This window comes from Bradyrhizobium japonicum USDA 6 (genome assembly GCF_000284375.1).
Lineage (GTDB): Bacteria > Pseudomonadota > Alphaproteobacteria > Rhizobiales > Xanthobacteraceae > Bradyrhizobium > Bradyrhizobium japonicum.
Map to the genome: position 1 here is coordinate 1,412,230 of NC_017249.1, position 18,444 is coordinate 1,430,673.

Sequence of the window (18,444 nt, forward strand, 5' to 3'; positions counted from 1 at the left end):
TGATTGACCGCTTCTGCCATGCCGCCGAATGGCTCCGAGCGGTGGTTAGCGCCGCCGCGGAGCGGCATAGCGCGGGTTGATGCCGCAATATGCGTTCGTGCCAGAAGCAGCAGCCAGGCATTGCGAGCGGGTCGCGAACTGACAATTGCCCGGAAAGCCCCAATTGCGACCTCGCAGGCAGTATCGATCCGCCTCGGCAGCTCGGACTGGCTCCAAAAAAGCAAGGAACACAGCGGCAATGAGTAACGTCAGCATCGGAGCGACACGATGCATCTCGATCTCCGTGGGTGGATGAAGGTGAATATACCGGCGGCGCGAGGGGAATACCGCCGGTAAAAGCCCTTGCCAGACGCTGGGGCGTTTATTGATGCTACCTGGCGCGAAAAGCGCTCATGCCATTCAGGCTCGGAAACGCTTGTCCTGAGGGAGTGGCGTTCGAATACGAGGTTCTCGATGAACCGGATCGGCCGTAGGACCATCTACGCCATGCTAGTAATCGTTGTGCTGCTGATCGTCTGGTAGATTCTCGCGCCGCTTTGAAGGAGTGAGACGTCGTCGCGCAAGGCCAATGAACCTTGCATACTTGTAACGAGGCGGACACCGAAGCGCCTTCTGGGTGGCCAAATGCTGGCGGAATGTGAGGGCTTATAAAAGCCGACCCTGGCCCACGGAATTTACTCCGATGTTATTTCAAGCGGCGATTATTTGCCTGATCGTACTCAGCATTGGCGTTCTCGTCGCCCATGCGGTTGACGCTCTCAGAACGTAGCGAGCCCGCCAGCGTGGGCCGGCGGGCCTCCACCTCGGTCTTGTCAGTTCACGCCAAGAGTCTGGCGTTGAAGTAGATGCGGCTGGGGTTGAGGAGGTTCGTCCGCTGGGCAGCCTCCTCCGATCGGATGGGGTACAGTCGCCCGCGTATCGATAATCACGGCGTCGCTCATGCGAGCTGCTCGCTGCTTGCGTCGCCTACCGCCCCGCCTTCGCCAAGCCCGCGAGACTCGCCGCCAGCTCATCGCTTCGGAACGGCTTCGTCAGCCGCGACAGGTCCGGCGTGATGCCTTCGTTGTTGGCGTAGCCTGACACGACGAGGATCTGGATTTCAGGATATTGGTTGCGCAGCGCGAGGCCGAGGTCTGTGCCGCTCATGCCGGGCATCAAATGGTCGGTGACGAGCAGGTTCGGCCGCAGGCCTTCCCTGACGCGCTGAAGCGCATCCTCCGCCGAGCCGGCTTCGACGACGCTGTAGCCGAGCTCGCCCAGCATCTCGGCGGTGCTCATGCGCACCAGCGGTTCGTCATCCACCAGCAGAGCCGTGCCGACGGGCTGTGGCCGCAGTTTTGATTGCGGGACGGCATCGATGGCGCCCGCAACGGCGTGGCTGACCGGCAGCCACAGCTCGACCGTCGTCCCCGCGCCCACGGCGCTCCTGATCGTCAGCGCGCCCCCGAGCTGTGACGCAAGGCCGTGAACCATCGAGAGGCCAAGACCGGTGCCTCGCCCGACGCCCTTGGTCGAGAAGAACGGTTCGACCGCGCGGGCCAGCGTGGACTCGTCCATGCCGATGCCGGTGTCGGCGACGGAGATGCAGACATAGGCGCCCGGTGCCAATTCCGAGTTGTGAGAGTCTCCAACCGTCCGGGCCTTCGCCGAGATGCGCAACTTGCCGCCGTCGGGCATGGCATCCCTGGCGTTCACGCTGAGGTTCAGGATCGCCATCTCGATCTGGTTGGGATCGGCCATGGCCGCGGGAAGGTCTTCCGGCGTGTCCACGGTCACCTGGATCTGCGGCCCGGTCGTGCTGGAGATCAGGTCTCCCATCTCGGCAACGAGGAGACCGATGTTGACGGGAATGGCCTGAAGCGGTTGCCGGCGCGCGAAAGCGAGCAGGCGCTGAACCAGCGTCTTGGCGCGCTCGGCCGCCTGTGCTGCGCCGGCAATGAGGCGATGCTCGCGCTCGCCGCCGATGCCCTTGCGCTGAAACAGGTCGAGCAGGCCGACGATCGGCGTGAGCAGATTGTTGAAATCGTGCGCGACGCCGCCCGTGAGCTGGCCCATGGCCTCCATCTTCTGGGCCTGGCGGAGCGCTTCCTCCGCCTGGGCGAGCCGCGCCTGCTCCTCCAGGCGATCCGTCACGTCAATCCCCGTCAGGAACGCGCCGATCCGCGTGCCATCAGGAGCGCGCAGCGCCTCGAACTTCATCTCGTACACGCGGCGATCGAACCGGGGATCGCCGAACTCATCGATGTTGGTGAAGGCTTCGCCGGCCAGCGCCCGGCTCCAGATCGCGATTGCCGCAGCGAGATGCCCGGGCCGGTCGGCCAGGAATTCGTGCAGGGAATCGCCGATCCGCGGGCGCTTGCCGTAGATGCGCTGATAGGCATCGGCGCAGGACGTGTTGATCGCGAGCCAGCGATAATCGAGATCGAGCGCCTGGATCTGTCCGTCGGTAGTCTCCACGATCGTCGCCAGCAAATGACGCTCGGCGGTCCGTTCGGCCACGCGCTGCTCGAGGGTCGTGGTCAGCTCCCTGTATCGCGCTTCGCTCGCCCGCAGCCGCGTCTCGCCCAGCACGCGCTTGGTCGTCTCGGACACGATGCAAAGCACTCCGCCGACCGAGCCGTCATCGTCCCGCACGGCCGAGTAGGAGACATCCCAGTAGCTGGTTTCGCCGTAGCCGTGGCGCTCGACGTAGAACGGACGATCCTTGGCGGCGAATGTCTTTCTGGTTCGGCGCACGCCTGACAGCAGCGGTTCGAGATCGTCCCACAGCTCGCCCCAGTTTTCGATCGCGGGGCGACCGAGGGCGCGGGGGTGATTGGCGCCGATGCCCGGGGCGTAGGCGTCATTGTAGAGCGCAACGAAGTCGGGCCCCCAGAACAGGACGATCTGGGCTTGCGCGGCCAGCAGCATGCTGACCGTCGTTTTCAGTGCCTGAGACCAATCGCGGGGATGACCGAGTGGTGAATCCGACCAGTCGCGGGCACTCATCATGGCGCCCAGCTCGCCTCCGTCAGCGAGGAAGCCCGTTTCAGTTGACTGTCGAGCGGTCTTCTCCGACAGCACCGGATCCCCCGTTACACGTGACATGGGCATCCTTGCCCATTCGAGCCGGCTTTCGAGGGCTCGTCCTCAAGCGCAGATAACATCCGGCGCGCGCTCTGGTTCCATTCCAGTCCATTCCCGCCGTCCTTGTGCTATTGCTGCTCCCGCAACTTGACGCGAGGTTCCCATGCTCCCCATTCCCGCCGACATCTTCACCGAGCCCGAGGACGTCTCGCCCGACGGCCTTGCCAATCTCGGCCCGCTCCGCCGTCTCGCAGGGAGCTGGCAGGCGGACAAGGGCATCGACATCAATCCGAAGGCGGAAGGGCCGGAGCGGCGGACCTTCATCGAGCGCATCCGCATGGACCCGATCGACCCGCAGGCCAACGGGCCGCAGCTGTTTTACGGGCTGCGCTATCACATCCACATCAACACGCCCGAGGAAGACATCACCTTCCACGACCAGGTCGGCTACTGGCTGTGGGAGCCCGCGACCGGGCTGATCATGCAGACGCTCGCGATTCCGCGCGGACAGGTCTTGCTCGCCTCGGGCAAGGCCGCCCCGGATGACAGGAAGATGTCGGTCACGGCGAAGCGCGGCGATACCGCTTACGGAATCTGCTCGACCGATTTCCTGGAACAGGCTTTCCGCACCGACTCCTATCGCTGCGACATCACCTTCAACGATGACGGAAGCTGGAGCTATCTGATCCAGACCGAGTTGTTCGTGCGCGGCGCGCCGTTCGACCATCACGACAGCAACACGCTCAAGCTCGTCGCGCCGCCCAAGCTCAATCCACTGGCGGTGATCGTGAAAGATCGCGCCGGGCGCGATGGATCGGCGGCCTGAAGCGTACCCGGAGAATTCCATGAAGCCCTACGTCATTTGCCTGATGCACTCCAGCCTGGACGGCCGCACGCATCCCAGCCGCTGGCGGCCGAAGGGGGCGGGTACAGACTGGTTCGAGAAGATCCATGACGAACTCGGCGGCGACGCCTGGGTGATCGGCCGCGTCACCGGCTCCGAGTTCGCCAAGGGCAAGCCCTATCCCGAAACGGCGGGCGAGACGTTTCCCCGCCAAAGCTGGTTCGCGCGGCGCGATGCGAAAACCTACGGCGTCGTGCTCGACGCGCAGGGCAAGATCGGCTGGGGCCGGTCGGACATCGGGGGTGACCCGATCGTGGTGGTGCTGACCGAGGGCGTGCCGGATTCGCACCTGGCCGGGCTGCGCGGCGAGGGTGTGTCCTACATCTTCGCCGGCAAATCCGAGATCGACCTGGCGTTGACGCTGGACATCCTCAATCGGGAGTTAGGGGTGAAGCGCCTGCTGGTGGAGGGCGGCGGCGTCGCTAACGGCGCCTTCCTGCGCGCCGGCCTGATCGACGAATTCAACCTGATCCTCAGCCCCGCGATCGATGGCGCCAGGGGCGCACCCTTCGTGTTCGATTCGACGGATGCGGACAGCGACAAGCGCGCGCCGCTCGCCGCGATGACGCTGGAGAGCACGCGCGACCTCGGCGGCGGCGTTCTGCTGCTGCGGTATCTGATCAAGAACGACCCGCAAGCGATGCCCAAGTAAGGCATCGGCATGGGACAATTGGAGCACATCGTCATCGTCGGTGCCGGCGCGGCCGGGCTGATGGCGGCGCGCGAGCTGGCACGTGCGGGCAGGACGGTCACGATCCTGGAGGCGCGCGAGCGCTGCGGCGGGCGTATCGATCCGCTGCCGGCGTCGGAGTTCGGCTACCCCGCCGACGGCGGCGCCGAATTCGTCCATGGCGAGGCGCCGGTCACGCGCAAGCTCGTGTGCGAGGCGGGACTGTCGCTGCAGAAGATCGAAGGCACCCAGTGGAGCTTTGACGGCACGGGGCTCTCGCACGAAGACCGTCACGATCCGCACGAGGCAGAGCTTCACGCGGCGCTGGGGGCGTTGAAGGATGATCTCACGGTTGCCGATTTCCTGCGCCGTCATTTCGCCGAGCCCGAGTATGTGCAGCTGCGCTATTCGATCGAGCGCATGGTCGAGGGCTATGACGCCGCCGACCCCGAGCGCGCCTCGACGCTGGCGCTGCGCGAGGAATGGATGGACGGCGGGCATCACACCCAGGCACGCATCGTCGGCGGCTACGGCGCGCTGATCGATTTTCTGGCGAGCGCGTGCCGCGGGCTTGGCGTGACGTTTCGCTTCGGCTGCGCGGTGTCGGCGATCGAGGAGACGGGCGGCGCGCTGGCCGTCCGCTGTGCCGGCGGCGACGCGCACGGCTGCGATCGCGTGGTCCTCACCGTGCCGCTGCCGTTATTGCGCGAGATCGCGCTTCCGGAGCCCGCACGGGCGAAGGCTGCGGCAGCCGGCGATATCGGCTTCGGCAGCGTGATAAAAATCCTGCTGCGGTTCGCGCGGCCGTGGTGGCGCGAGCGAAGCGAAGACCTCGCGGACATGACCTTCCTGCTGTCGGACCAGTCGATCCCGGTGTGGTGGACGCGGCATCCGGACCAGCATCCCGTGCTCACCGGCTGGTTCGGCGGGCCGCGGACGGCCGAGCTTGCGAAGCTCGATCGGCAAGGGCTGATCGATGCAGGGGTCGATTCGCTTGCGGCCATCTTCGGCGTGTCGCGCGACGACATCGCGCGCGATCTCGTGGCGGCTGCGGCGACCAACTGGCTGCACGATCCCTTCGCCCGAGGCGCCTATTCCTGGGCGACGCCGCGGACGCGCGAGGCCCAGGCGATCCTCGCGCGCGCCGACGGCCCGGTGCTGTTCTCCGGCGAAGCGCTGTATCGCGGCCGCGACATGGGAACGGTCGAGGCGGCGCTGGCGAGCGGGCTGGAGACCGCGGAGATGATTTTGCGGGGATGAAAAAAAGGCCCGCACCAGGCGGGCCTTGTCTCTCACCAGCGGCCGCCGCCGAAGCTGAACGTCACGCCGGGACCTCCGCCGCCATAATAGCCGTACGGTCCGCCGCCGTAATAGCCGTGGTGGCGCGGGTAATAGCCATAGTTCCGGTAGTGCGGACGATAGTAGCCGTGGTGGTGATGGCGCCATTGGTGATGGCGATGGCCGTGGTGGTGGTGGTGCCTGTGCTGCGCGCTGATGTCGGTGGACTGGCCGGCTGGCGCGTTCTGCTTCGCGCTGGCCTTGCCCGCCGCGTTGGCCGTGGATCCGCCGGCGAGCGCCGCTGCACCCACAGCCATCGCGACAAAGAGATACTTCATGTCATCACTCCAGTTGAGAAGTCGCGTGATAACAGATGGCTGCCCGCTGCGTTCCGGCCAGTGCGGGCGTCGAAACGACGCAGACGGAGTTCCGATCGACGTGTGAATGATGTCGCGCGATCTATTGTCGCATCGGTTCGAGCGAAACGATCACGTCGGCGGCGACGACGATGCGCGCGAATTCGCCGTTGAGATTCGACAGCGTCATCGCATGAATCTCTTCAGCCGAATGCTTGTCGCCATCTGGTCCGATCCGGTCGAAGGTCCAGGTCGCATCGCGCACGAGGCTCGCGTCGAAACCGAGATTGCCGGCCATCCGCGTCGTCGTCTCGACGCAATGATTGGTGGTGGCGCCGCAGATCACGAGCGTCGTGATGTTGCCTGCGCGCAGGCGTGTCTCGAGATCGGTGCCGATGAAGGCGCTGTTGACGCGCTTGACGATCACTGCCTCGCCCGGCGCCTCGCGCGCCTCGTCCTTGACCGCGTACCCGGAGTTTTGCGGCAGGAACGACGAGGTCGGCTTGGTGCCCTCGTGGCGGATGTGGAAGATCGGCGCGCCGCGCTTCCTGAATGCCTGGAGCAGATCGGCGATGCGCGCCACCGCGTCCGGATTGTTGCGTCGCTTGCCCGCCGCCTCCCATTCATCGAATGCGCGCTGGACGTCGACGATGACGAGGGCGGGGAGGGAGTAGGACATAGGGGGCGGCTTCCGGACTTGCTTGCTGCGCGAACTATGCGGGGCGATCGACGTGGCAGGCAATGTCGATTTTCCCTCGTTTCGCGACAGCTCTCGTGCCCCGGACGCAGAGAGCTGCGAGTGCTCGGCCCTCACGGATGCGGATCGGGAAACCCGTGACGTTCGGAGAGCGCGGCGAGGATCGCGTCCTTGTCGGCGATGAAGGCGTGGCCGTGGTGACTGCCGGTCTGGTGCGGCGACGTCGTCCCGTCGGCCAGCACGAGCAGCGGCAGCGACTGGCTCTCCTCGCCGACCAGCGCGATCACCGGCAGCCTTGGCCGCGGCCATGCGATGCGCTCAACCTCGATCTTTTCAGCGAGCTGCGGAAACGAGGCGAGCACGCCCTCGATCAGCGCGCAATGCCAGCAATAGAAGCGCTGGTCCGGAAAGGCGGGATCCTCGAAACCAGGGCGCAGCAGAAACAGGTGGTCGCGGGTCATGAATCGCTCCAAAGCATGGCGCGATCATACATGCCGGCAGCAGCGGACGATGCCGTTACTTGAACGGATCCTGGATCGATGGCGATGATTGCCGGATGCGGCGCACGCTCACCGGTTTGCCGTCGGAGACGAACAGCAGTTCGTATCGGCGGCCCTCGCTGTCGGTCGCCGTGCAGGTGACGTCCGTGACCTTCTTTGCGGCGAAATTGCCGGTCTGGCGGCAGACGCCGGTCGAGGTCTGCTCGGCCGGCACCGGCAGGCCGTCGACCTTGGGCCGGTCCTTGGAATTGAGCAGCATGCGGTCGATTCGCAGCTCGTAGGAATTGTCGTCCGCGCGCTGGCCGTTCTCGCCGGAGAACGACACGACATGGTTGGCGTCGGAGGGATCGTCGACGGCGACCGCGAAATTGACCCGGCCCTTGTCGCCATGGGCGTAAGCCACCGTCTTGCAAGCGAAGGTGCGCCCCGCGACCTTCAGCGTCTTGCAGTGGCCCGACATCAGCGCCAGCAGGTCGATGAAGGCGTTTTGCGCCGGCGGGTTGTTGACGGGGATGGGCGCGGAAGACTCGGCAAAACAAGGGCTTGCGAGAGTCGCGAGGGCCGCGGCGAAGACCGGTCGGCGGAGGCGCATCATCAGGCTCGTATGCCAGGGGGCCACGGCGGCGGAAAAGTTCCGCTCAACAACGAGCGAACCACAAATTGGTTGCGATCCCGTTTGTTCAGCTAAGCCCGACTGGAATACCACCGCGCCACCCATCGGCGATTCACCCGATCGCCCCCATCCCGTCCTAGCAGGCACTTGCTGCCAGACCGATGTTTTTTTCGTGGCAGAGCTAGAACCCCGTTCCGATGGAATCGGAACGGAGTTCTAGCTTCCTGATTTGACGCGTTTTCCAGACGCGAACCGGTACCCACTTCGCTCGAAAACGCTTTAGCCCGTCGCCGCCCGCCAGCGCGCGTCGCGAAGCGAGGGCCGGCGGTGCAGGCGGGCGTCGAGCAGCGAGTGGGCGCGGGGCAGCTCGCCGCTGCGCATGAGCGCGACGATGTAGGTATCCTCGATCAGTTCACGCTGCGCATGGCTGCCGCCGATGCGCACGATCTCGCCGAGGACGGGCGCGAGCGTTTGCACGCATGAGGCGTAATCCTCGCGGGCAAAGGCCACGAGCGCACGGCAGATCGCCGGCACCACGGGACCGGCCGGCAGCTTGCCGTCGCCGAGCCGCTGCTCGATCGCCGCAAGGCGCGCGGCGAGCGCCTCCTGGTTCTGCGTCGCCGCAGCGAACAGCGCCATGTGGACGTCGGCAAAGGGCAGGCTCGATTTCGGAAACAGTTTTTGCGCGGTGACATCGGCCTCGAGCCAGAGCGCTTCCGGCACGGTGTGGCCGTAAGCCGACAGACGCCAGAGCAGCGAGGCGCCGTCGGTGACGACGTTGAGCGGGGGCGCCTGGGTGGCGGAGGGTTGAAGCACGTCGGCATAGATCGCAAGCGCGCGCGCCGCATCGCCGTGCTCGAGCGCGCCGAGCGCCTGGTGCCAGCGGATATGGCCGTGCAGGATGCCGATGCGGTCGTAACAGGGGATCCAATCGTCGACGAGACGATCAGCCGCGTCGATCGAGCCGTCCTCGAACATCGCATGCAGCACGGCGTGGGCGGCGTGGGCGTTCTGGCGGCGCAGGTCGAAGCCACGCTCGGTGACGCCGCGGCCGCGCGCGACGTCGCCATTCTCGGTCATGGCCCATCCGGACATGGTGAGAAACCACCAGTCCTCGCCATAATGCCGCGCGACGCGCTCGCACAGCTCGTGCCGGGCGCGGTCGTGATCGGGCATGCCGGAGAACGCGAACAGGCCGAACGCGCCGAGCGGCAGCGACAGCACCACGGCGTCGCGCGGCCATGCGTCGACGTGCTTCAGCGTCGATGCGATGGCCTCGGGCAACCGGCCCTCGATCGCAAGCGCCAGCGTCTCGACATGCGAGCGCTCGCGCTCCGTGCCGCGCTTGGCGACGCGTTCGCGTGCCACAGCCGCCTTCTGCCGGGCAAGGTCGCCCTGCTGATAGAAGGCATGCACGCGGGCGCGGGCGATATGGGGAAGCGCGAAATCCGGATCGGCCGCAATCGCGCGTTCCAGCGCCTCCGCCGTGCCGGTCCAGCCGGCCAGCATGAGATCGACGCCTTCGCGATAGGCGCTTGCTGCCTCGTGCGAAGACGTCGAGAGCGAAAGGCCGTAGCGGTCTTCGTGCGCGGTCATCGTCTTCAGCTCTCAAGCCGTCCGCGCGCGGCGTCCCTCGATCGGATAGGCGGGGTCGTTGTAGCCCGGCGTCGAGGGATGGCCCGGCACGACCAGTTTGTCGATCAGCGCCTCGTCATCCGCCGTGAAGCGGTAGTCGAGCGCGCGGATGTAGCCGTCCCACTGCTCCTCGGTGCGTGGGCCCGCGACGATCGAGCTGACGAAGGCGGAGTTCAGCACCCAGGCGACCGCGAACTGGCCGGCGGTGATGCCTTTCTTCTCGGCGTGGGTCTTGATCTCCTGCGCGAGCTGGAGCGATTCCGGCCGCCATTCCGTCTGCATCATGCGGGTGTCGTTGCGGCCGGCGCGTGTCTCCTTGTCCGGCGCGGTGTCGGGCTTGTACTTGCCGGTGAGCACGCCGCGCGCCAGCGGGCTGTAGGGCACGATGCCGAGGCCGTAGTAGGAACAGGCCGGGAAGTGCTCGACCTCCGGCATGCGGTTCATCGCGTTGTAATAGGGCTGGCTCACCGCGGGCCGGTCGATGCCGAGCCGGTCGCAGATGTTGCAGATCTCGGCGACGCGCCAGGCGCGGTAGTTCGAGACGCCGAAATAGCGCACCTTGCCGGCGCGGATCAGATCGCCCATCGCGCGCACCGTCTCCTCCAGCGGCGTCGCATGGTCTTCCTTGTGTAGATAGTAGATGTCGATGTGATCGGTGCCGAGCCGCTTCAGGCTCTCATCGGCGGCCTGCAACACCCAGCGCCGCGACAGGCCGACACGGTTGGGATCGTCGCGCATACCAGTGTTCATGGGGTTGGCGAGTTTTGTGGCGAGCACCCAGGCGTGCCGGTTGTTGCCGATGGCGCGGCCGACGACCTCCTCGGATGCGCCCTTCGAATAGGCATCCGCCGTGTCGATGAAATTGATCCCGGCCTCATGCGCCTTGGCGATGATCCGATTTGATGCGGCTTCATCGGTAGGCCCGCCGAACATCATGGTGCCCAGACAGATCGGCGAAACTTTCAGGCCGGTGCGGCCGAGCTGGCGGTATTGCATGGGCGGGTCCTCGATATTTTGATGGAGAACACCATAGCTAGCTACCGCCGTCATTGCGAGCGCAGCATCGCCCGCGAAGGCGGGCGATCCAGTATTCCGAGGCGGATGTGATTGAGCCGAGAGGCTGCGGTGTACTGGGTCGCCCGGTCAAGCCGGGCGACGACAGCGGTGGGTATGGCACGTAGCAGCGGCAGGCCGACCGCGCCGCTACGCCGGCCCCTTCAAGATCTTGAACACGCCGTTCGCCATCACGATGCAGCGACCATCCACCGTCACTTCCGTGCTCATGAAGATAAGGCTGCGCGTCGAGCGCACCACGCGCGGGCAGGAGATCAGGATGTCGCCGATCTGGCCGGCCTCGACGAAATGGGTGTCGAGCTGTACCGTCGCCATGAACTCCTTGCCGGAAACGTAGCGGGCGGTCATGCCGCAGGTGCGGTCCGCGAACGTCATCATCACGCCGCCCTGGACCATGCCGCGGCGATTGTGGTGCTTGTCCTCGGTGGCGAGCGCGAATTCGTAATGGCCGTCGACCTTGCGCTCCCACAACGGGCCGATCAGGTGCATGAAGCCCGTGGTCTCCAGGATGCTCCAGCCGTCCGATTTGAGCCTTGCGGCGGCCTTGTTGGTCATGTCGTCGTCCATTGCTGCGCGGGCTTTGCGAGCTCATTTCATCGGGGCCGGACGTGGTGTAGTCAAGCACCATGAGACCGTTCGACGATGCCACACGGCGGAATATCACGGCTGCCTGCGCGGCCTTCACGCGCCTGCCCGAGGACGATGCTCCGGCCGCATTGAAGCGCGCCGCGGTGGCGGTCGCGCTGACCGCGGCGAGCGATGGCGACGACACCGCATTCCTGCTCACGTTGCGCGCGTCACATCTGCGCGCCCATCGCGGCCAATGGGCCTTGCCGGGCGGTCGCTGCGATGCCGGCGAGACGCCGGTCGAGGCGGCGCTGCGCGAGCTGGATGAGGAGCTTGGTCTTCGCCTCACGCACGCGGAGGTGCTCGGCACGCTCGACGATTATCCGACCCGCTCCGGCTATCTGATCACGCCGGTGGTGGTCTGGACGGCCGACAGTGCCGCGATCCGGCCGAACCCGGATGAGGTCGCCTCGGTCCACCGCATCGCGCTCGCCACGATCGAGCGCGAAGACGCGTTCGACTTCATCGCGATTCCCGAAAGCTCCCGGCGCGTGATCCGCTTCCATCACGAAACGAGCCTGATTCACGCGCCGACCGCGGCGCTGATCTACCAGTTCCGTGAGGTGCTGGCGGGACGTCACACCCGCGTCACCGAGCTGGAACAGCCGGTGTTCGCCTGGAAGTGACGATGGTAAACGGCGCGTTAACGTGACGGTTACCGGATGCCTGCTAAGAGGGCAGCATGCTTCATTCGATTCGAAAACATCTCGCGCTGGTTCCATTCGCGCTCGTCCTGCTCGCGCCCACTGCGCGCGGCGGCGAGGCCGACGCGCTGCCGCCGGCCGTCCGCGATGCCAAGGCCCAGTTGCTGTCGCAGTTCTTTGCGCAAGGTGGCGCCTCGCCCGCGGTGCTCGAATATCGGCGCAAGCTGCAGGAATATCAGGCGGCGCGCGCGGCCTTCGACGAGGAGGCGGGTGCCTATTGGAGCCAGATCTCCGAGAAGCGGAAAGGCCGCAATGCCAAGCGGCGCAGCGGACAGCAGGTCACGCTTGACGATTATGTGCTGCTGCATCCGCCGCTCTATAACGGGCCGAAGCGGCCGGTGAATCCGGAGCCGGAGGAAACGCCGGATCGTCCGACCAGAAAGCCGATACCGGTGGTCGCCGATCTCCTGCAGGCGGCGCGGGAGCTCTATCAGTTCACGCCGCAGCGGCCGTCCAGCGAGGTCGAGTTCAAGCGCGCCTATGCGCGCTACGCGCTCGCCTCGGGGCTGACGCGCGAGCAGGCGGTGCGGGTCTATTCGTTCGAGACCGGCGGCACCGGCAGCTACGACGTGCAGGCGGGAATCGAACACGGCGGCCGGCGCGCGATCTCGACCGCGATGGGCTACAACCAGCTCCTGACCACCAACAGCGTCGAGCTGCTGGCCGAGCAGGGCCACGAATTCATCCGTGCGCTCTCCGACAAGGTGGCGCGGACGTCGGGGCCGGCGCGCCAGCCGCTCGAGCACAAGCTTGCGGTGCTGAAGAAGATGGTGGCGCAGGCGAAATCGGTGCCGGACACCTGGTCGGAGCACGAGAAGATCGGCAACACCGCGCAGGGCTGGGCCATGCATGCCATGGTGCTGGACATCGACATCGGCCCGATGCTGCAAACCCACAAGCTTTTGACTTCGGTGCTGTTCGCGCGCGCCAAGGGCTACACGCGGCCGCTCACCGCCGCCGAGCTCGAGATGATGAACCTCACCGGCGACGGCACCGGCCTCGACATGGTGACGATGCCGCAGGCGATGCGCGAGCAGGTGCCGACCTCGAATTTCTTCCAGCGCGGCGGCTACGAGCGCAACCCGGTCGCGATCCGCCACAACACGGTGGCCAAGCTGCTGGCGGTGACGGACACGCGGATGGACAGTAACAGCAACAATGCCGGCGCGCGGGAGCTGGCAGGGGCGTTTTAGATATTCGGTGTCGTCCCGGACAAGCGCGCCTACGGCGCGCGCAGATCCGGGACCCATAACCACAGGAAAAAGTTTGGCGAAGACTCGCGGTTACCGGCTTCGCGCCGCTACTGCTCCCTGGGGGCATGGGTCCCGGGTTCGCGCTTCGCGCGCCCCGGGACGACAAAGAGGGATTACTGATTCGACCCGAACTTGAACTTGCCGTCGCCTTCGAGATACGGGCCGCTGCGCATGTAGAGCTGGCCGTTGTGGCCGATGAAGAACAGCGTGCCTTTCGGCACCTTCTTGGCGCCCTTCAGGAGTTCACCGGCATTGCTGGTGCCCATCTTGTAGGAGAAGGTCTTGCCGTCCTTGTCATAGGCATAGCCCGTGTCGGGCTTGAGCTCCCAGGGCGTTGCCGCGGTCTGCGCCAATGCGGGTGCGCTGAATGCGCCGAGCGTTGCCGTGAGTGCAAGTGCAAATGTCTTCGTTGAAAATGCCATCATCCCATCCTCCCCATCATTGGGGTTGCCATCTTGAACAAATCACGAACGACGTTTACAGGTCAATTTGCGAAAGCGCCGCAGCGCATCACGTCCTGGCCAGCAGTTTGTGATTTTCCCTTCGTCCCCGCGCGACTATGTTCCGCTTTCAGTCTAGAACGCAATTCGACAAAAATATTGGTAGGGGGATGATTCGGATGAACCATGTCGTGAAAGCCTGCTCAGCCGCCGCGTTGTTGGTGACGGCGCTGGCGCCCGCGGCCCGGGCGGATGACTACCAGCTCAGCCACAACCAGCGGATTTCGTGCAGCCGTGGCCTCGCCCCGGGCAAGCTGAATACCGCGACCTGCAAGTCCTACACCTACCTGTTCAATACCAAGACCTCGGAATATTTCCGCTGCCAGGTCTCGCTGGCGCTGACCCGCGACAACAAGGAAGTCATCAACGTCCAGACCGACGGCGGTTGCACCAAGAAGCCGCGTATCTTCGAGACTGACGGCCACTACGATTTTGATGCGACCGAGACCGAACCGCCGAACACCAACTCGTTCTTCGGCCCCGGCGGCTATTCGGTATGGGCCGCCGACGTCACCGCACAGAAGGTGCGCGGCTGCATCATCATCTCCTCCGGCCTCGGCTCCGACATCTCCAAGTGCCTGGACATGACCTTCCAGTAAGGGCTTGCCCGTGACGGTGCGCTCCCTCCCCCGCCTGCGGGGGAGGGTCGGGGAGAGGGTGTCTCCGCAACGGGACACTCCCCTAGAGGAGAAAGCCCTCACCCGGCGCGGAGCGCCGACCTCTCCCGCAAGCGGGAGAGGTGACCGAGCCTGACGCGCGAGTGATCGAACCTCACGTAAGTCCCCCGCTGCGCCACCTCGCCGCACCCGCGGGTTCCCCAAAAATCGAGCCGGGTCAGCCGTTTACCGCAGTCCTGTTGTGACTTTTGGATGGGTTGACCCGCTTCCCCCATCCGGCCAATTTCCCGGCCGGTTTGGGGAGTACAACAACCATGAAACGGACGATTTTCGGCGCGGCCGCGGCTCTTGCCCTGGCGGCGTCGGCACCTTGCGCGCATGCGCAATCCTTCATCAACGTGCTGACCGGCGGCACCTCCGGCGTCTACTATCCGCTCGGGGTCGCGATCGGGAAGATCTACGGCGAAAAGATTCCGAACGTGAAGACGCAGGTGCAGGCCACCAAGGCGTCGGTCGAGAACCTGATCCTGCTCCAGCAGGGCCGCGGTGAAATCGCGTTCACGCTGGGTGACTCGCTCAAGGCCGCCTGGGACGGCGAGGAGGAAGCCGGCTTCAAGACCAAGCTCGACAAGCTCAGGACCATCGGCGCGATCTATCCGAACTACATCCAGATCGTCGCGACCGCCGAGAGCGGCATCAAGACGCTCGCGGACCTCAAGGGCAAGAGCCTGTCGGTGGGCGCACCGAAGTCGGGCACCGAGCTCAACTCGCGCGCCATCCTCGGCGCCGCCGGCATGAGCTACAAGGATCTCGGCAAGGTCGAATATCTGCCGTTCGCCGAATCCGTCGACCTCATGAAGAACCGCCAGCTTGGTGCGACCCTCCAGTCGGCCGGCCTTGGCGTTGCCTCGCTGAAGGATCTCTCGACCTCGAGCCCGATCACGGTGGTGTCGGTGCCGAAGGAGACCGTCGACAAGATCGGCCCGCCCTTCATCTCGGCGATCATTCCGGCCAACACCTACACCGGTCAGGACAAGGACGTTCCGACGGCGGCGGTGGTGAACTATCTCGTGACCAGCTCCGCGGTGTCGGATGATCTCGCCTATCAGATGACCAAGCTGATCTACGAGTCGCTGCCGGAATTGCAGAATGCCCATGCCGCCGGCAAGGAGATCAAGCTCGAGACGGCCGCTACCGGCAGCCCGGTTCCGCTGCACCCCGGCGCGATCCGCTATTACAAGGAAAAAGGGCTGATCAAGTAGTCAGCTTTCGTTGTCGGACGTCATGGCCGGGCAAAAACGCGAAGCGCGTCTTCGCGCAGATGTCCCGGCCATCCACGTTCTAAGGCTGGGCGAGAAAGTCCGTGGATGCCCGGGATAAGCTCGGGCATGACGGTCCGGAGTCGCTGTGCGATGTTAAAAGCGCTGGACGGTTGGGGACATATCGATGTTGCAGGCAGAGGGCTCCGCAGAGCCCATCAAGGTTGAGTTCGACAATTTCGAGCATGGCTTTCCGGAAGGATTCGGCCCGGGCCGGTGGGGCACGCTCGCCTACTGGATCGGCATCGCGTTTGCGACCTTCCAGCTCTATGTCGCCGCCTTCAACTATCTGCCGAGCCAGGTGGTGCGCGGCGTCCATGTCGGCTTCCTCGTTCTCCTCACCTTCGGCCTGATCGCCAACTTCACCGCGAAGAGCGATTTCGGGCGTACGCTCGGCTGGGTGATCGGCGCCGCCGGCTTCTTCTGCGGCCTCTATCAATGGATCTTCTATGCCGACCTGATCGCGCGCGACGGCGATCCGACGCGGCTCGATCTCGCGGTCGGCACGCTGCTCGCGGTGCTGATCTTCGAGGGCACGCGGCGGCTGATGGGCGCGGCGCTGCCGCTGATGTGCGGCGCGTGTCTTCTCTACTGGTTCTTCGGGCAGTACCTTCCGTCGCCGCTCAACCATCGCGGCTACGATTTCGACCAGATCGTCACGCATCTGTCGTTCGGCACCGAAGGCTTTTACGGCGTGCCGATCTACGTCTCGGCGACCTACATCTTCCTGTTCATCCTGTTCGGCTCGTTCCTGGAGCGCGCCGGCATGATCGAGCTGTTCACCGATGTCTCGCTCGGCCTGTTCGGCCGCACCCGCGGCGGACCTGCCAAGGTCGCGGTGTTCGCCTCGGGCATGATGGGCACGATCTCCGGCTCGGGCGTCGCCAACGTCGTCACGGTCGGCCAGTTCACGATTCCGCTGATGATCAAGTTCGGCTATCGCCGCGCGTTTGCGGCAGGCGTCGAGGCGACGGCCTCGATGGGCGGGCAGATCATGCCGCCGGTGATGGGCGCGGTCGCCTTCATCATGGCGGAGACGCTCGGTGTCCAGTACTCGGAAATCGTCAAGGCGGCGGCGATCCCCGCCATCCTCTATTTCGCGTCCGCCTTCTGGATGGTGCATCTGGAAGCCGGCAAGCACGGTCTCGTCGGCATGAAGCGCTCGGAGATCCCGAGCGCGTGGAAGGCGCTGGTGACGCGCTGGTACCTCGTGCTGCCGCTCGCAGCGCTGGTCTACATGCTGTTCGAAGGGTTTACGCCGCTCTATGCCGGCAGCATGGGCCTTGCGCTGACGGTGACGCTGATCCTCGGCACCGCGATCACGACGGGCGCCTCGTCGATGGTGATCCGCACCATCTTCTGGATCGGGCTTGCGCTGGTCGTTGCCGCACTATCGCGCGACGGCCTCCAGATCGTGCCGGTCGCGAGCGTCGTCGTCGGCCTGATCGTGATCACGGCGTTCGTCCGTGGTGGGTTCAAGGCCTTGCGCGAGTGCCGCGATGCGCTCGCCGAAAGCGCCAAATCCGCGATCACCGTCGGCATGGCCTGCGCCATCGTCGGCGTCATCATCGGCATGATGTCGCAGACCGGCGTCGGCACCATTTTTGGCAGCTGGGTGATCGGGCTCGGCGAGAAGAGCCTGTTCCTGGCGCTGATCATGACCATGCTGCTGTCGATCCTGCTCGGCACGGGCATTCCGACCATCCCGACCTACATCATCACCGCCGCGCTCGCCGCACCCGCGCTGGCAAAGCTCGGCGTACCCTTGATCGCGAGCCACATGTTCGCGTTCTACTACGGCATCATGGCCGATCTCTCGCCGCCGGTGGCACTCGCCGCACTGGCGGCGGCGCCGATCGCGAAGGAGAACCCGGACAAGATCGGCTGGGAGGCGATGCGCATCGCGCTCGCCGGCTACGTCATCCCCTTCATCTTCGTCTATTCGCCGGCGCTGATGCTCCAGGCGGGCGATCCCATGGCGGCCAAGCTCGGCTTCTACGGCGCGGTGGCGCTCGCGACCTTGAAAGCGCTGGTGGCGATCGCTCTGTTCGGCATGGTCGCGATCGGCTTCCTGTTCACGCGGCTGACTTTGATCGAGCGCGTGGTCGCGCTCGGCGCCGCGATGTGCCTGCTCGGCGATTTCGCCTTCAGCGACACCGCAGGCTTCGTACTCTCGGCGGCCCTCGTGCTGTGGCAATGGCGGCAGCGTCCGCCGGCCGTCGTCGAAGCGGCGTGAGCCTCTGTTTCGCAACAGCGGCTGGCGTGAAAGCGCTGGCGCTTTCCGCCTTCACGCTGGTGTGGACGCATTCGATCGCGAAGGTCGACTGGCAGGAGGACTGGCGCGTGACGCCTGCCGGCCTCGAGCTGGTGCAGGCCCGCGTCAAAGGCACCGGCCCCGGCATGGAGCCGCCGCCCGAGGCGCGGCTCGTCGACGGCTGGTTTCAGTGGAAGCCGCGGCGCGCACCGATGCCGGAGGTCGTGCTCGGCAATTCGGGTGCGGCCGGGGAGTGGCGGCTGTGCCATGATGGAAGGTGCCGGACGTTGTCGGAGATTGTCGGGCATTCGATCGGTGCTAACGTCACGACGATGAAGATTTGCAGCGATCCGTAGCCCGGATGGAGCGAAGCGTAA

At 65.4% G+C, this 18,444-nt stretch carries 19 protein-coding genes; 9 read left to right on the forward strand and 10 right to left on the reverse strand.

What is annotated here, in order from left to right; genetic code table 11:
* Positions 1 to 45 precede the first annotated feature (45 nt).
* Positions 46 to 273 carry a DUF3551 domain-containing protein gene (locus BJ6T_RS43095; protein ID WP_014491505.1) on the reverse strand — a complete coding sequence of 76 codons (228 nt, stop codon included), beginning with the start codon at positions 271 to 273 and terminating at the stop codon, positions 46 to 48.
* A gap of 693 nt (positions 274 to 966) precedes the next feature.
* Positions 967 to 3,087 carry an ATP-binding protein gene (locus BJ6T_RS06505; RefSeq protein WP_014491506.1) on the reverse strand — a complete coding sequence of 707 codons (2,121 nt, stop codon included), beginning with the start codon at positions 3,085 to 3,087 and terminating at the stop codon, positions 967 to 969.
* A 142-nt stretch (positions 3,088 to 3,229) separates the two neighbouring features.
* On the opposite strand from BJ6T_RS06505, the gene BJ6T_RS06510 reads away from it, so the two are divergent.
* Genes BJ6T_RS06510 through BJ6T_RS06520 form a run of 3 tightly spaced genes read left to right on the forward strand, consistent with a single transcriptional unit; the run spans position 3,230 to position 5,900 of the window.
* Positions 3,230 to 3,892 carry an FABP family protein gene (locus BJ6T_RS06510; RefSeq protein WP_014491507.1) on the forward strand — a complete coding sequence of 221 codons (663 nt, stop codon included), beginning with the start codon at positions 3,230 to 3,232 and terminating at the stop codon, positions 3,890 to 3,892.
* A gap of 19 nt (positions 3,893 to 3,911) precedes the next feature.
* Positions 3,912 to 4,622 carry a RibD family protein gene (locus tag BJ6T_RS06515; RefSeq protein WP_014491508.1) on the forward strand — a complete coding sequence of 237 codons (711 nt, stop codon included), beginning with the start codon at positions 3,912 to 3,914 and terminating at the stop codon, positions 4,620 to 4,622.
* A gap of 9 nt (positions 4,623 to 4,631) precedes the next feature.
* Entirely contained in the window at positions 4,632 to 5,900 is a 1,269-nt protein-coding gene (locus tag BJ6T_RS06520) for a flavin monoamine oxidase family protein (protein ID WP_014491509.1), read from the forward strand.
* Between the two features lie 32 nt (positions 5,901 to 5,932).
* Here the strand turns inward: BJ6T_RS06520 and BJ6T_RS06525 are convergent, their stop codons facing one another.
* From BJ6T_RS06525 to BJ6T_RS06555, 7 genes are all read right to left on the reverse strand, one after another.
* The gene (locus tag BJ6T_RS06525; RefSeq protein WP_014491510.1) at positions 5,933 to 6,256 is read right to left on the reverse strand and encodes a hypothetical protein; all 324 of its coding nucleotides are present in this window, start codon (positions 6,254 to 6,256) and stop codon (positions 5,933 to 5,935) included.
* Between the two features lie 121 nt (positions 6,257 to 6,377).
* Positions 6,378 to 6,953, reverse strand: coding sequence for a cysteine hydrolase family protein (locus tag BJ6T_RS06530; RefSeq protein WP_014491511.1), 576 nt, complete (start codon positions 6,951 to 6,953; stop codon positions 6,378 to 6,380).
* Between the two features lie 131 nt (positions 6,954 to 7,084).
* Complete coding sequence (locus tag BJ6T_RS06535) at positions 7,085 to 7,432, reverse strand: DUF3088 domain-containing protein (RefSeq protein WP_014491512.1); 348 nt, start codon at positions 7,430 to 7,432, stop codon at positions 7,085 to 7,087.
* A 55-nt stretch (positions 7,433 to 7,487) separates the two neighbouring features.
* Positions 7,488 to 8,063: a hypothetical protein gene (locus BJ6T_RS06540; protein ID WP_014491513.1), complete on the reverse strand. Its 576-nt coding sequence runs from the start codon at positions 8,061 to 8,063 to the stop codon at positions 7,488 to 7,490.
* Between the two features lie 300 nt (positions 8,064 to 8,363).
* The gene (locus tag BJ6T_RS06545) at positions 8,364 to 9,680 is read right to left on the reverse strand and encodes a tetratricopeptide repeat protein (RefSeq protein ID WP_014491514.1); all 1,317 of its coding nucleotides are present in this window, start codon (positions 9,678 to 9,680) and stop codon (positions 8,364 to 8,366) included.
* A gap of 12 nt (positions 9,681 to 9,692) precedes the next feature.
* Positions 9,693 to 10,715 (reverse strand): aldo/keto reductase, encoded by a 1,023-nt coding sequence (locus tag BJ6T_RS06550; protein ID WP_014491515.1) that lies wholly within the window; start codon positions 10,713 to 10,715, stop codon positions 9,693 to 9,695.
* Positions 10,716 to 10,922: 207 nt separating this feature from the next.
* Positions 10,923 to 11,348, reverse strand: a complete 426-nt coding sequence (locus BJ6T_RS06555) for a PaaI family thioesterase (RefSeq protein ID WP_028170131.1) — start codon at positions 11,346 to 11,348, stop codon at positions 10,923 to 10,925.
* A 71-nt stretch (positions 11,349 to 11,419) separates the two neighbouring features.
* Here BJ6T_RS06555 and BJ6T_RS06560 point away from each other — a divergent pair, with 71 nt between their 5' ends.
* Together BJ6T_RS06560 and BJ6T_RS06565 are read left to right on the forward strand one after the other, a co-directional pair.
* Positions 11,420 to 12,046, forward strand: a complete 627-nt coding sequence (locus BJ6T_RS06560) for an NUDIX hydrolase (RefSeq protein WP_014491517.1) — start codon at positions 11,420 to 11,422, stop codon at positions 12,044 to 12,046.
* A gap of 56 nt (positions 12,047 to 12,102) precedes the next feature.
* Positions 12,103 to 13,317, forward strand: a complete 1,215-nt coding sequence (locus BJ6T_RS06565) for a hypothetical protein (protein ID WP_014491518.1) — start codon at positions 12,103 to 12,105, stop codon at positions 13,315 to 13,317.
* A gap of 173 nt (positions 13,318 to 13,490) precedes the next feature.
* Here BJ6T_RS06565 and BJ6T_RS06570 read toward each other — a convergent pair whose 3' ends face one another.
* Positions 13,491 to 13,799 carry a hypothetical protein gene (locus BJ6T_RS06570; protein ID WP_028170130.1) on the reverse strand — a complete coding sequence of 103 codons (309 nt, stop codon included), beginning with the start codon at positions 13,797 to 13,799 and terminating at the stop codon, positions 13,491 to 13,493.
* 197 nt (positions 13,800 to 13,996) lie between these two features.
* On the opposite strand from BJ6T_RS06570, the gene BJ6T_RS06575 reads away from it, so the two are divergent.
* From BJ6T_RS06575 to BJ6T_RS06595, 4 genes are all read left to right on the forward strand, one after another.
* Positions 13,997 to 14,476, forward strand: coding sequence for a hypothetical protein (locus BJ6T_RS06575; RefSeq protein ID WP_014491520.1), 480 nt, complete (start codon positions 13,997 to 13,999; stop codon positions 14,474 to 14,476).
* Between the two features lie 332 nt (positions 14,477 to 14,808).
* Complete coding sequence (locus BJ6T_RS06585) at positions 14,809 to 15,756, forward strand: TAXI family TRAP transporter solute-binding subunit (protein ID WP_014491521.1); 948 nt, start codon at positions 14,809 to 14,811, stop codon at positions 15,754 to 15,756.
* A gap of 184 nt (positions 15,757 to 15,940) precedes the next feature.
* The gene (locus tag BJ6T_RS06590) at positions 15,941 to 18,049 is read left to right on the forward strand and encodes a TRAP transporter permease (RefSeq protein WP_014491522.1); all 2,109 of its coding nucleotides are present in this window, start codon (positions 15,941 to 15,943) and stop codon (positions 18,047 to 18,049) included.
* Positions 18,010 to 18,423 carry a DUF1850 domain-containing protein gene (locus tag BJ6T_RS06595; protein ID WP_039227431.1) on the forward strand — a complete coding sequence of 138 codons (414 nt, stop codon included), beginning with the start codon at positions 18,010 to 18,012 and terminating at the stop codon, positions 18,421 to 18,423. Before BJ6T_RS06590 ends, BJ6T_RS06595 begins: the two co-directional genes overlap by 40 nt.
* The last annotated feature ends 21 nt before the right edge of the window (positions 18,424 to 18,444 follow it).